Origin of the sequence: Streptomyces sp. NPDC047841, from assembly GCF_040704085.1 — a bacterium.
GTDB lineage: Bacteria > Actinomycetota > Actinomycetes > Streptomycetales > Streptomycetaceae > Streptomyces > Streptomyces argyrophylli.
In genome coordinates, this window is sequence record NZ_JBEYRP010000009.1 from 107,573 (window position 1) to 120,602 (window position 13,030).

At 72.9% G+C, this 13,030-nt stretch carries 11 protein-coding genes; 5 read left to right on the forward strand and 6 right to left on the reverse strand.

Annotation, left to right across the window (positions count from 1 at the left end):
• Positions 1-310: 310 nt before the first annotated feature.
• Entirely contained in the window at positions 311-1,495 is a 1,185-nt protein-coding gene (locus tag AB0947_RS16395) for an acyltransferase (protein ID WP_366751014.1), read from the reverse strand.
• 197 nt (positions 1,496-1,692) lie between these two features.
• On the opposite strand from AB0947_RS16395, the gene AB0947_RS16400 reads away from it, so the two are divergent.
• Together AB0947_RS16400 and AB0947_RS16405 are read left to right on the forward strand one after the other, a co-directional pair.
• Positions 1,693-2,481 carry a TetR/AcrR family transcriptional regulator gene (locus AB0947_RS16400; protein ID WP_366751015.1) on the forward strand — a complete coding sequence of 263 codons (789 nt, stop codon included), beginning with the start codon at positions 1,693-1,695 and terminating at the stop codon, positions 2,479-2,481.
• Positions 2,478-3,623 (forward strand): PP2C family protein-serine/threonine phosphatase, encoded by a 1,146-nt coding sequence (locus AB0947_RS16405; RefSeq protein WP_366751016.1) that lies wholly within the window; start codon positions 2,478-2,480, stop codon positions 3,621-3,623. Before AB0947_RS16400 ends, AB0947_RS16405 begins: the two co-directional genes overlap by 4 nt.
• A 33-nt stretch (positions 3,624-3,656) precedes the next feature.
• On the opposite strand, the gene AB0947_RS16410 is transcribed toward AB0947_RS16405, so the two are convergent.
• The 3 genes from AB0947_RS16410 to AB0947_RS16420 are packed head-to-tail and all read right to left on the reverse strand — an operon-like array spanning position 3,657 to position 7,448.
• Positions 3,657-5,888: a xanthine dehydrogenase family protein molybdopterin-binding subunit gene (locus AB0947_RS16410; RefSeq protein WP_366751017.1), complete on the reverse strand. Its 2,232-nt coding sequence runs from the start codon at positions 5,886-5,888 to the stop codon at positions 3,657-3,659.
• The gene (locus AB0947_RS16415) at positions 5,885-6,886 is read right to left on the reverse strand and encodes a xanthine dehydrogenase family protein subunit M (protein WP_366751018.1); all 1,002 of its coding nucleotides are present in this window, start codon (positions 6,884-6,886) and stop codon (positions 5,885-5,887) included. The genes AB0947_RS16410 and AB0947_RS16415 overlap by 4 nt, the downstream gene beginning before the upstream one ends.
• A gap of 10 nt (positions 6,887-6,896) precedes the next feature.
• Positions 6,897-7,448: a (2Fe-2S)-binding protein gene (locus tag AB0947_RS16420; protein ID WP_366751019.1), complete on the reverse strand. Its 552-nt coding sequence runs from the start codon at positions 7,446-7,448 to the stop codon at positions 6,897-6,899.
• 249 nt (positions 7,449-7,697) lie between these two features.
• On the opposite strand from AB0947_RS16420, the gene AB0947_RS16425 reads away from it, so the two are divergent.
• Entirely contained in the window at positions 7,698-8,012 is a 315-nt protein-coding gene (locus AB0947_RS16425) for a hypothetical protein (RefSeq protein WP_366751020.1), read from the forward strand.
• 102 nt (positions 8,013-8,114) lie between these two features.
• Here the strand turns inward: AB0947_RS16425 and AB0947_RS16430 are convergent, their stop codons facing one another.
• Positions 8,115-9,125 (reverse strand): hypothetical protein, encoded by a 1,011-nt coding sequence (locus AB0947_RS16430; protein ID WP_366751021.1) that lies wholly within the window; start codon positions 9,123-9,125, stop codon positions 8,115-8,117.
• A 368-nt stretch (positions 9,126-9,493) separates the two neighbouring features.
• Between AB0947_RS16430 and AB0947_RS16435 the strand changes: the two genes are divergently transcribed.
• Both AB0947_RS16435 and katG read left to right on the forward strand, forming a co-directional pair.
• Positions 9,494-9,931 (forward strand): Fur family transcriptional regulator, encoded by a 438-nt coding sequence (locus AB0947_RS16435; RefSeq protein WP_366751022.1) that lies wholly within the window; start codon positions 9,494-9,496, stop codon positions 9,929-9,931.
• A 33-nt stretch (positions 9,932-9,964) separates the two neighbouring features.
• Positions 9,965-12,190 carry a catalase/peroxidase HPI gene (katG, locus tag AB0947_RS16440; protein WP_366751023.1) on the forward strand — a complete coding sequence of 742 codons (2,226 nt, stop codon included), beginning with the start codon at positions 9,965-9,967 and terminating at the stop codon, positions 12,188-12,190.
• Between the two features lie 96 nt (positions 12,191-12,286).
• On the opposite strand, the gene AB0947_RS16445 is transcribed toward katG, so the two are convergent.
• A complete protein-coding gene (locus AB0947_RS16445) occupies positions 12,287-12,853 on the reverse strand; it encodes a heme-binding protein (RefSeq protein WP_366751024.1) in 567 nt (188 codons plus the stop codon).
• Positions 12,854-13,030: the final 177 nt, after the last annotated feature.

Genomic DNA, 13,030 nt, shown 5'->3' on the forward strand with positions numbered 1-13,030 from the left:
CCGTGCCGTGGCGCGGGGCCGGGAGCGGGCGGTGACCCGTCGTGTCGTTGTGCCGTGCACGGGTCACGCCGTCGCCTGGAAGGCAAGCCGTGCCGCAGGCCCTCGTGCCGGGGTGCGGCGGGAAAGGGAGGGCCGCGGGGGATGGCCCGGCCGTCGTCGGCCGCCGGCTCGTCCCGGTCTGCTTCCCGCGCACGTCGATGCGGCTCCTTCGGTGCGTTCACGTGGTGCCGGCCCGCCGGTGTGCCGCCGGGCCGGTGTCGGGGAGCCGCCTACCCCGAATCGCGCGGGACTCTCCTCGCTGTTGCGGACGTCACCCGTGCGTGCGACCGGCCTTGACCGCCGGGGCGTCCCGGCGGACCGGTGCCGGGTCCGGCTGCGGAGAAGGACGGCGACGGCGCAGCAGCAGGCGCCGTGCCGGGCGCTCCACCCCCTCGTACAAGGCCCAGGACAGGGCGAGCGACACGGTGAACGCGGTCGCGGTGACCGCCGCTCCGGTCAGGGCGCCGAAGTGCGGCTTCTTGCCCAGCACCTCCGTCGCCGCGCGCAGGACCAGCAGGTGGATCATGTAGAAGGCGAACGACAGCTCCCCGAGCCGTACCATCCGCCGGCGCCGCCACAGGGAGGGCAGCCCGTGCAGGTCGGCGACGGCCGCCGCCGGGATGAGCAGGGCGAACCCGGCGATGGTGCACACCGTGGCGGAGTAGCCGGGCGTGACCTGCGGCACCATGAAGTAGCCGATGACGGCCAGGGCGAGCGAGGCCTCCAGGCCGGGTCCGCGCCAGCGGCCGAGCAGCACCAGCCGCGCGGTGACCGCGCCGAGCACGAACTCGGGCAGCCGGGCGGCGGGGAACGAGTAGACCGAGTAGGTCCACCAGTGGTGCGCGTCGGACCAGGCCAGCAGCAGGACCGCCGCCGCCGACAGCCCGCCCAGCGCGGCCGAGGCGCGCGCCCCGAGCCGGCGCAGCAGCAGGAACAGCAGCGGGAAGGCGGCGTAGAAGAACGCCTCGCAGGCCAGCGACCAACTCACCGGGTTCAGCGTCTGCCACCACGGGCGCCACCAGGAGTGCAGCAGCAGCGCGTTCGCCAGTGACTGCTTCGCCGTCGGCCGTGCCTGGTGCGACAGCGTGTACGCCATGACGAGGGCGACGGCGAGGGTGGCCAGGTGCACCGGGTAGATCCGGGCGACGCGCCGCCGCCAGAAGGCGAGCGCCCGGTCGTGGGGCCGCGCCGACCAGGTCAGTACGAATCCGGACAGGACGAAGAAGAACGACACTCCGGTGGCCCCGGCCCCGAAGGCCCAGGAGACGAGGCGGCCACCGGTGCCGCCGAACCAGCCGAAGTTGTGCACGTGCAGTCCGAACACCAGCAGCGCCGCCATCCAGCGCAGCCCGGTGAGGGACGGCAGGGAGGGCGGGGCGGCCGGTGCGCCGGACCCGGCGGTCGCCGCGCCGGTCCGGGCGGCCGTCCGGAGCGCCGGGGTCGTCGCCGTGGTCATCACATCACCTGCCGCAGGGGGTTCGCGTGGGGCATGAAGGGGAACGTTGCCCGCCGGCCCCCGGTCCCTCACGTCGTACGGGAAACATCACACGGCTGCCGAACCGCGGACCGCCGTCCGGGCCACGGACGGCGGCACCACAGGCACGAAAAAAACAAGTATGTGCCGATTAAACGACCCTTGGTATCGTTGATAACGTGAGCAATAGATCGCTGATCCTGGAGGCGGCGACCGAACTGCTGGAGGCGTCCCCGACCGGGGACGTGGCCACCCGCGGCGTCGCCGAGAAGGCGGGTGTGCGGCAGCCCGTCATCTACCGCCTCTTCGGCGACAAGGACACGCTCCTGGCCGCGGTCGTGGATCGTGGGTTCGCGCGGTACCTGGCCGCCAAACGGGGCGCCGAGCCGACCGCCGATCCGGTCGCGGACCTACGGCGCGGCTGGGACCAGCACACCCAGTTCGCGCTGGAGCACCCCAATCTGTACCGCCTGATCGCCGCCCCGGGGCCGGCCTGCGTACCGAAGGCGATCGAGGAGATGCACGCGCTGCTGCACGCCACGCTGGAGCGCGTGGCACAGGCGGGGCGCCTCGCGGTCGAGCCCGGCCGGGCGGCCGACATCGTGATCTCGGCGAACACCGGTGTCGCGCTCACCCTGCTGACGCGGCCCGGGACGCGGCCCGGCACCGACCTGTCGGCGCGGGTCAGGGACGTGGTGCTGGCCGGTGTCCTCATCTCGGAGGCGTCCACGGGCGGCCCCTGCCCGCCGGTGACCACGCGGCGGGCCGCCACCACCCTGGCGGCGCTGCTGCGCTGCGAGCCTCCGTGCGCGCTCTCCCCGGCGGAGCGAGCGCTGCTGGCCGAATGGCTCACCCGCCTGACAGACGACGACGGCGCCACACCTGCCGACGACGGGTCCCGCACCGAATCCCGCGCCGACGGATCCCGCGCCGACGGATCCCGCATTACGGACCGGAGCACGACGTGACGGCTGCGACGACGAAGACACACACCAACGCGCCCCTGCCGGACTGGGACCGGTGTTCACCCCACCCGTTCTGGCTGGCCGCCCCGCTGCTGGTGATCATGGCCATCCCGACGGCCGACGCGTTCCTGCCGCCGGACATCCATCTCGCCCACCTCCTGGTCGTCGCCACCGCGTTCACCGCCATGGCCTACGGTCCGAAGGCCACATCGCTGGTCGGCGCGCTCGCCGTGCTCGCGCTGATCGTCGCCGGAACCGAGCGGGGCACCCTCGCCACCGAGAGCGTGCTGGTCGAACTGTGCACGCTCGCGGCGCTCTGCGCGCTGCTGGTCGTCTTCACCCACCTGCGGGACCGGCGAGGGAGGGAACTGCTCAGGGCACGTGCCGTCTCGGACACCGCGCAACGCGTCGTCCTGCGTCCACTGCCCACGCGCGCCGGACCGCTGGCCCTCGCCAGCGAGTACCACAGCGCCGAGGCCGACACCTACATAGGCGGCGACCTGTACGCCGCGGCCCGGACCTCCCGCTCCACCCGCCTGATCATCGGGGACGTCCGCGGCAAGGGCCTCGCCTCCATCAGCGACACCGCCATCGTGCTGGGCGCCTTCCGCGCCGCCGCCCACCGTCCCATCGCGCTGCCGGAACTCGTCGCCTACGTGGAGGACGCCGTCCACTGGGGCCTCAACGAGTTCTCGGAAGCCGATCCGTACGCCGAGGAACGCTTCGTCACCGCCGTCGTGCTCGACATCCCGGACGACCAGCCGGTGCTGCACATGATCAGCTGCGGGCATCCGCCGCCCCTCCTGCTGGGCCGGTCGTCCGGGGCCGCCACCGCGCTCCACGCCACCGACCCCGCCCCGCCGCTCGGCCTGGGCGCCCTGTCCGACAGCACGTACACCGCGGCGACCTTCCCCTTCCACGACGGGGACAGGATCCTGCTCTACACCGACGGCATCACCGAGACCCGCGACAGCGACGGCACGTTCTACCCGCTCGCCGAACGCCTCGCGAAGTGGTCCTGTCTCGAGCCCGGCCCCCTGCTGCGGGAGATCGTCGCCGACCTGCGCGACCACGCGGGCGGACTGGTCCAGGACGACATGGCCATGATGGTCGTCCAACGCGACGGGGCGCCCGCCGGCGGCTGACGGACGGGCCGTGCGGCCCGGCCCGTCCGGTCGTCACAGCAGGTCCTCGACGGTGACCGGGATACGCCGCACCCGGCGGCCGGTCGCGTGATGGACGGCGTTCACGATCGCGGCGGCGGCGCCGACCTGACCGATCTCCCCGACGCCCTTGACGCCCAGCGGGTTCACCACGCTGTCGTCGACCTCGACCAGTTCCACGTCGACGTCGGGCGCGTCCGCGTTGACGGCGACCAGGTACTCGCCGAGGCTCGCGTTGGCCCAGTGCCCGGTGCGCGGGTGCATGTGGTTGGCCTCCAGCAGCGCCTGGCCGAGGCCCCAGAGCATGCCGCCCATGAGCTGGCTCCGGGCCGTCTTGGGATTGAGCACCCGGCCGGGAGCGAAGGCCCCGGTCATGCGCCGCACCCGGACCTGGCCCAGTTCCGGGTCGACGGCCACCTCGGCGAACTGCGCACCGAACGTCATCGTCGCGAACCCGGAGTCCCGGCCCGGCGGACCCCACACGCCGAGCGCCTCGGCGTCGGGCTGGAAGGCGCGCTGGAGCAGCTCGGCGTACGACTCGGACGCCGTCCCGGCCGTCATCACCCCGTCGCGCACCACCACGCCGGCCGGGTCGGCGCCGTACAGCGGGGAGCCGGTGTCGGCGACGGCCCGGGCGACGAGCTGGTCGCGCAGGGCGGTCCCGGCACTGTGCACGGCGGCGCTGATCATGCCGGCGCCCGCGGAGCCCACCGCGGCCGCGATGGTGGGCAGGTCGGTGTCGCCGTACTCGAACCGGCAGAGGTCTGCCCGCAGGCCCAGGGCGTCGGCGGCGACCTGGGTCATGACCGTGGCGACACCCGTGCCGAAGTCGGGGGTGGCGGCCTGGACGACCGCGGTGCCGTCGGCGTAGAGGCGGGCCCGCGCCCGCTGCGGGTTGGCGGGCGGGGCGACCGGGTAGCCGGCGCTGGCCATGCCCGTCCCGATCAGCCAGTTCCCCTCGCGCCGCACACCCGGCCGAGGGTCGCGGCCCGCCCAGCCGAAGCGGGCGGCACCCCGTTCGTAGCACTCGCGCAGCCCGCTGCTGGACCAGGGCAGGCCCGAGGAGGGGCTGACGTCCGTGTGGTTGCGCAGGCGCAGTTCGACGGGGTCCATGCCGAGCCGCCCGGCCAGTTCGTCCATCGCGCACTCCAGCGCGAGCATGCCGCTGGCCTCGCCGGGCGCCCGCATGAACGTCGGGGTCATCGTGTTGGCCCGGAAGACGCGGTACACGCCGTCGAAGTCGGGGCAGGCGTAGATCTCCGAGGAGACGCCGATGGACGGCTCGGCCCAGTCGTCGAAGTGGGAGGTCGGCGACAGCTTGTGGTGCCTGATCGCGGTCAGCCGGCCGTCACGCGTCGCGCCCAGGGCGATGGTTTGCTCCTGCTCCTCGCGGTGCCCGACCGACGTGAACATCTGCTCGCGGGTCAGCACCAGCCTGACCGGCCTGCCGACCTCGCGCGCGGCCAGTGCGGCCAGCGCGGCATGGTCGTGGACCATGGCCTTGGAGCCGAACGCGCCACCCACGTAGTGACACACGACCCGGATCTTCGACAGCGGGATGCCGAGCAGCCGGGCGACGGTGATCTGGGTGGCGTTGACACCCTGGGTCGCGTCGTACAGCAGCAGCTCGTCGCCGTCCCACACGGCGGTGGTGCCCGACGCCTCCAGGGGGTTGTGGTGGTTCGCGGCGTATGTGTACGTCGCGTCCACCCGTACGTCCGCCTCGGCGAGGCCCGCCTCGCAGTCGCCGCGCCGGACACGGCCCGGCAGCCAGCCGCCGAAGATGCGCTCCGGCACGTACGCCCGGCCGCGGCCCTGGTCCAGGGTGATCACCGGCGGCGTCTCCTCGTAGCGCACGCGCAGGACGCTCGCCGCGTGCTGGGCCCGCTCCCAGGAGTCGGCCACGACGATCGCGATGTGCTGGCCCGCGTAGTGGACGACGTCGTCCTGCATCGGGAAGAACGTCTGGCCGGGCGCCGCGGTGCCGGCCAGCGAGGGGATCAGCGGAGGCTGCTCCGCGATCCTCGGCAGGTTCCGGTGGGTGAGGACGGCGAGCACACCGTCCTCCGCGAGCGCGCCGCTCGTGTCGATCGCGGTCACGCGACCGCTCGCGACGCGGGAGCCGACCAGGCAGGCGTAGGCCGTGCCGGGAACCGGTGTCTCGGCGGAGTAGCGGGCGCTCCCGGTGACCTTCGACCGGCCGTCGACGCGGTCGAGGGGCTGTCCGATCGCCGTCGCGGTCGTCATGCCGGGCCCCCGGTACCGCCGTCGGTGAGGGTCTCCAGGGCGCGCACGACGGCGCGCTGGGCGAGTTCGACCTTGAAGGCGTTCATGGAGGTCGGCCGGGCGGCGGCCAGTTCGGCCCGGGCCGCCTGGGCGAAGTTGACGCGTTTCGCGGGGGCGCCGATCATGAAGTCCTCCACCCGCTGGGCCCGCCAGGGCTTCGTGGCGACGCCACCGAGTGCCACGCGGATGTCCGCCACCGTGCCGTTCACGAGGGACAGCGCGGCCGCCACCGAGACGAGCGCGAACTCGTAGCTCTCGCGGTCCCGGACCTTCAGGTACAGCGAACGGCGGGCCACGGGCATCGCGGGCACCTCGATCGCCGTGATCAGCTCACCGTGCTCCATCGGGTGCTCGCGGTGCGGGGAGTCGCCGGGCAGCAGGAAGAACTCCTCGAAGGCATAGGTCCGCTCGCCGCCGGGGGCCAGGGTGCGCACCCGCGCGTCCACCGCCATCAGCGCCACGGCCACGTCCGAAGGGTGAGCGGCGATGCAGTGCCTGCTGGTGCCGAGGACGGCGTGGCCGCGGCTGAACCCGTCGAGCGCCGAGCAGCCCGTGCCCGGATCGCGCTTGTTGCACGGTGACCGCGCGTCCCGGTAGTACGAACACCGCACCCGCTGCAACAGGTTGCCGCCCATCGACGCCATGTGGCGCAGCTGTGCCGAGGCGCCCAGCTCCAGGGCCTGGCAGATCAGCGGGAAGCGCTCGCGCACCACGGGTGACGCGGCGACCTCGCTCATCCGGGCGAGGGCTCCGATGCGCAGGCCGCCCTCCGGGGTCGGCTCGATGCCGGTCAGCGGAAGGTGATTGATGTCCACGAGCCGCCGGGGATGGAGGACGTTCTGGCGGAGCAGATCGATCTCGGTGGTGCCGCCGGCGAGGAAGTCACTGGTGGGATCGGCGCTGACGGCGGCCACCGCGGTCGCGGGATCGGTGACCCGGGCGTAGGTGATCGGCTGCACGGCGGGGCTCCTAGGTTCCGTCGCGGGCGTCGGGGGTGTCGCGAGCGTCGCGGACGGCGCGGATCGCCGCGCGGATGTGCGGATACGCGGCGCACCGGCAGATGTTGCCGCTCATCCACTCCTTGATCTCGGCGTCGTCGCCGGCGTGGCCCTCCTTGAGCAGTGCCACGGCCGACATGATCTGGCCCGGCGTGCAGTAGCCGCACTGGAAGGCGTCCTCGGTGATGAACGCCTGCTGCATGGCGTGCAGTTCGTCGCCCTCCGCGAGCCCCTCGATCGTGGTGACCGCACGTCCCTCGCACGTCAGGGCGAGCGTCAGGCACGCCAGTACGCGGGTGCCGTCCACCCAGACGGTGCAGGCCCCGCAGGTTCCCTGGTCGCAGCCCTTCTTGGCGCCGGTGAGGGAAAGGTGCTCGCGCAGGGCGTCGAGAAGGCTGACGCGGGGCTCGATCTCCAGGGAACGCTCCACGCCGTTCACCGACAGGGTGACCCTGACCGGTCCCGGGCCCCGCTCCGCGAGCGTCTGCCCACGGTGGGTGAGGGATGGACCGTGTACGGACATCGGTCACCTCCAACAAGAGGGCGACTCCATTTTCATACCGCCTCAAAAGTGCCGCAACCGTACGGCAACGCGGGGAGGTGGAACCGGGTGGTAGAGCCACTACCCCTCTCGGCGCTTGCCCCTCCCTTCCGGCCGACGCACGGTTGAAAGGGCAATAAAGGGGCGAAACGGACAGGGTCGGTGATCTGACGGCCTCTCGCGTCCGTCCCGTCTGACAGAACATCAGAAACTCTGTAGAGGAGACTGGTTATGCGTTTTGCGAAGTGGCCTCTGGCTGCCGTTGCGGGTCTCGCCCTCGCGCTGGGCGGCGCCGCGGCGTCGGCCTCCGCCGCTCCGGCGGCAGCCCACCACACCGTGAGCGACCACGGTGACCACCGAGGCTACGGACGGGGTTACGACAACGTCCGGTACGACGTCGAGGACTACGGCTGGTACGGCGATCACGGCTACGGCGGTTATGACCACGGCGGCTATGGCCATGGGGATTACGGCTACGGCGGCTATGGCTACGGTCACGGTGGCTACGGCCACGGTGGTCACGGCGGTGGCGGTCACGGCCGGTAGGTCTTCCGTCGCCGAAGGGGGCCGGCGCCGTGCCGGTCCCCCTCGGCTCGCTCGTCGCGACAGGCCGGGGGAGGGACCCGGAGCCGTCGAAGGACCACGCCGTCAGTCACGGGAACCCGCACCCGTGGCCGTCCGTCCCAACCGCGCGGCGGCCTGCTCGGCGCGGCGCCCGGCCTCCCGGACCGCGCGGCCGGCCTGCCGTTCCCGGTCCCGCGCGTCCCGCTCCGCGGCCCGCGCCCGCTGCTGCTCCGCCTCGGCGTCCCGGAGCCGGTCCCGCAGCTCACGGACCCGCTGCTGCGCGTCGGCCAGCCGCGCGCCGGCCTCCTCCGCCGCCCGTGCGGCGGCGTCGGCCTCCTCCTCGTGGGCGCGCAGCTCCCGCTCGGCCTGACGGGCGTCGGCGACACGTCGGCGTTGCTCCTCGGCCTCACGTCGGCGTTGCTCCTCGGCCTCCCGCTCCTCGTCCAGCCCGGCCTTGACCTCTTCCCCGGCCTTGTCCTCTTTTTGAGCCTTGCCCGCTTCCCGGCCCCTGGTCTCGCGGGCCTCGCCCCCCGGCCGGCCCCCGCCGTCCCCGCGGCCCTCGCCCCGGGCGGGCTTCCCCGGTCCGGGCGCGGGCCGGCCGCCGAGCAGGGCCTCGTCCGCCGCCGGGAACCCGATCGCCGAGCCGAGCGGCTTCGCCAGCCGCCCCGCCGCCCATTCCCGCGCGGCGTCCGGGTCGGCGAGCGCGGCGTGCAGGGTCTCCTCGACCTCGCGCTGGACGCCCTCGCCCACCGGATGCCCGGCCTGCGCGGCCAGCTGCCGGGCCTGCCGTCCCAGCGCGCCGATCACCTCGTTCTGCCGACGGGCCAGTCTGCGCAGCTCTGCCCCGTTCAGCGTGCGGTGCGCGCGGCGCAGCTCCTCGCCGAGGCCGAGCAGCGGCTGGACCTCTTCCGGTTGCCGGCGCACCAGCAGATTGCTGACCCAGGCGGCCAGGCTCGGCCGTCGCAAGGCGCCGATCTCCTGGGCGAGGGCCTGGTCACCGGCCTTGCGGGCGTCCCGGGCGCGGCGGTCGCGGGCGGCCACGAACTCCTCCGGCCGCAGCCCGTACAGCTCGTCGGCGACGGCGTCCAGGTCCATGAGCGTCCCTCTCGACGGCCACCTCGATGACGGGCTCCGGGTTTCTCGCTCGGGCGGGTTCATGTGCCGCGCGGGCTCATCCCCCGCGCGGCGCGCACCGGGGGTGTGCGTGGCACGCACCGAGTCACCGGTTAGGGGGACCGTTCGGCTCGCCGCGCGGATCGCGCCCAGCCGGGGCACGATGATGCGGGAATGCCCTGAACCGGCCCTCGATCGGCCGAAATGGGTGTATGCGCTTGCAAATGCGCGGCGAGTGGTGCGGCGGGCGGAAGGGGGGCGCGGAAGTGGGCGGGGGGCGACGGCACTCGGCCAAAATTGCACCGTTCGTTTTATTGAATCCCTCGTGTTTATGAGGATAGGTTCGGGGCATGACCGCCTCCCCGACCCCGACCATCGCCGAGGAGCTCCGCGGTGCCGGCCTGCGCGTGACGGCAGCCCGCGTCGCGCTGCTGGAGACCGTCCGGGACGGCGACCACCTCGGCGTCGAGGCGATCGCCTCCGGGGTCCGCGATCGCGTAGGTCACATCTCCCTGCAAGCCGTCTACGAGGCCCTTCACGCGCTGACCGCGGCGGGTCTGGTACGCCGTATCGAGCCGGCCGGCCACCCGGCCCGGTACGAGGGACGCGTGGGCGACAACCACCACCACGTCGTGTGCCGGTCCTGCGGCGCCGTCGCCGACGTCGACTGCGCCGTCGGCGACGCGCCCTGCCTGACCGCCGCCGACGACCACGGCTTCGCCATCGACGAGGCCGAGGTCGTGTACTGGGGCCTGTGCCCCGGCTGTTCCACCGGCCGCCGTTCCTGAGCACCGAGTTCCGCACAGTTCGGAAGGATTGCCATGACTGAGAACCACGACGCGATCGTCACAGACGCGAAGTCGGAGGAGGGGAGCGGCGGTTGCCCCGTCGCGCACGACCGGGCCCTGTACCCGGCCCAGGGTGGTGGCAACCGCCAGTGGTGGCCGGAGCGGCTCAACCTGAAGATCCTGGCGAAGAACCCGGCGGTGGCCAACCCGCTCGGCGAGGACTTCGACTACGCCGAGGCCTTCAAGTCGCTCGACCTCGCGGCCGTGAAACGGGACATCGCCGAGGTGCTCACGACGTCGCAGGACTGGTGGCCCGCCGACTTCGGCAACTACGGCCCGCTGATGATCCGTATGGCCTGGCACAGCGCGGGGACCTACCGCATCAGTGACGGCCGCGGTGGCGCCGGGGCCGGCCAGCAGCGCTTCGCCCCGCTCAACAGCTGGCCGGACAACGGCAACCTCGACAAGGCCCGCCGTCTGCTGTGGCCGGTCAAGAAGAAGTACGGCCAGAGCATCTCCTGGGCCGACCTGCTGATCCTCACCGGCAACGTCGCCCTGGAGACCATGGGCTTCGAGACCTTCGGCTTCGCCGGCGGCCGCGCGGACGTCTGGGAGGCGGAGGAGGACGTCTACTGGGGTCCCGAGACCACCTGGCTGGACGACAGGCGCTACACCGGCGACCGCGAGCTGGAGAACCCGCTCGCCGCCGTGCAGATGGGCCTGATCTACGTCAACCCCGAGGGCCCGAACGGCAACCCGGACCCGATCGCCGCCGCCCGCGACATCCGTGAGACGTTCCGCCGCATGGCGATGAACGACGAGGAGACCGTCGCCCTGATCGCCGGCGGCCACACCTTCGGCAAGACCCACGGAGCCGGCCCCGCCGACAACGTCGGCCCCGACCCCGAGGCCGCCTCGCTGGAGGACCAGGGCCTGGGCTGGAAGAGCACCTACGGGACCGGCAAGGGCGGGGACGCCATCACCTCCGGCCTGGAGGTCACCTGGACCAGCACCCCGACCCAGTGGAGCAACGGGTTCTTCAAGAACCTGTTCGAGTTCGAGTACGAGCTGGAGCAGAGCCCGGCCGGCGCCAACCAGTGGGTCGCCAAGAACGCCCCCGAGATCATCCCGGACGCGCACGACCCGTCGAAGAAGCACCGCCCGCGGATGCTGACCACCGACCTCGCGCTGCGCTTCGACCCGGTCTACGAGCCGATCTCGCGCCGGTTCTACGAGAACCCGGAGGAGTTCGCGGACGCCTTCGCCCGCGCCTGGTTCAAGCTCACCCACCGCGACATGGGCCCGAAGTCGCTGTACCTCGGCCCGGAGGTCCCGCAGGAGACGCTGCTGTGGCAGGACCCGCTGCCGGAGCGCGAGGGCGAGCTGATCGACGACGCGGACATCGCCACCCTGAAGACCAAGCTGCTCGAATCCGGCCTGTCCGTGTCCCAGCTCGTCACCACCGCGTGGGCGTCCGCCTCGACGTTCCGCGCCAGCGACAAGCGCGGCGGCGCCAACGGCGCCCGCATCCGCCTCGCCCCGCAGCGCGGCTGGGAGGTCAACGACCCCGACCAGCTGGCCCAGGTGCTGCGCACCCTGGAGAACGTCCAGCAGGAGTTCAACGCCTCCTCCGGCGCCAAGAAGGTCTCCCTCGCCGACCTCATCGTCCTCGGCGGTGCCGCCGCCGTGGAGAAGGCCGCCAAGGAGGCCGGCCACGAGATCCGGGTGCCCTTCACGCCGGGCCGCGTCGACGCGACCGAGGAGCAGACCGACGTCGAGTCCTTCGAGGCGCTGGAGCCGGCCGCGGACGGCTTCCGCAACTACCTCGGCAAGGGCAACCGCCTGCCGGCCGAGTACCTGCTCCTCGACAAGGCGAACCTGCTGGACCTGAGCGCCCCGGAGATGACCGTCCTCGTCGGCGGCCTGCGCGTCCTCGGCGCCAACCACCAGCAGTCGCAGCTCGGCGTCCTCACCACGACGCCCGGCGTCCTCACCAACGACTTCTTCGTCAACCTGCTCGACATGGGTACGACGTGGAAGGCGACCTCCGAGGACCAGACCACCTTCGAGGGCCGCGACGCCGCCACCGGCGAGGTGAAGTGGGCCGGCAGCCGCGCCGACCTCGTCTTCGGTTCCAACTCCGAGCTGCGCGCGCTCGCCGAGGTCTACGCCAGCGACGACGCGAAGGAGAAGTTCGTCGAGGACTTCGTCGCCGCCTGGACCAAGGTCATGGACGCGGACCGCTTCGACCTCGTCTGACCGACCGGTTCCCACGCCCGACCCGATGAACTAGACGTCCGGGTCCGCCCTGCTGGGCGGACCCGGACGTCCCGCGTTCAGGCGGGACCGGGCGCGTCAGCGGCCCAGCACCGCCGCGCCCGCGCGCGCGTAGCGCTCGTCCAGGTCGCCCGACGGGGCGCCCGCGACGCCGATGCCCGCGACCGGGGCGCCCTTGGCGGTCACCGGCGTACCACCCGCGAGGAACAGCGTGCCCGGGATGTCCTTCAGCGTCGGCGCCTGGGCCAGCCGCCCGGCCAGCTCCGAGGTCGGCGCGTTCCAGGACACCGCGGTGAACGCCTTGCGCTCGGCGGACACGTACGACTGCGGGCCCGCCCCGTCCCCGCGCAGGGTGACCAGTGTGTTGCCGTTGCGGTCGACGACGGCCACGGACACGTGCCGGCCGTCCTTCTCGGCCGCCTCGACCGCGGCACGCGCCGCCTTCGTCGCGGCGTCCAGGGTGAGGTGCGTGCTCTGGGTCAGCTCGCCGTTCCGGGCCGCGACGGGAGCGGCGGCGGGCGTGGCGTCCGTGGAGTCTGCGGCGCTGGCGGCGACCGTGCCGGCGACACCGGCACCGACGACGGCCAGGGCGGCGCCGCCGACGAGGACGCGGGTACGCAGGGACGGCTTCTTGCGGCTGGGCATGCTGGGGAACCTTCCGGTAGAGGCGAGGCCGGGGGCGGGGTCGCTCCCGGAACCGATCCTCCGCCCGGTGCGGGCCGGCTTCCGTCGCCGGACCGGATGCCCCGGGTGTCATCCGATCGGATGACACCGAAGAGTCGGGGCGTGGGCACAATGGAGCGTGTTTGCCCAGTTCAGCGC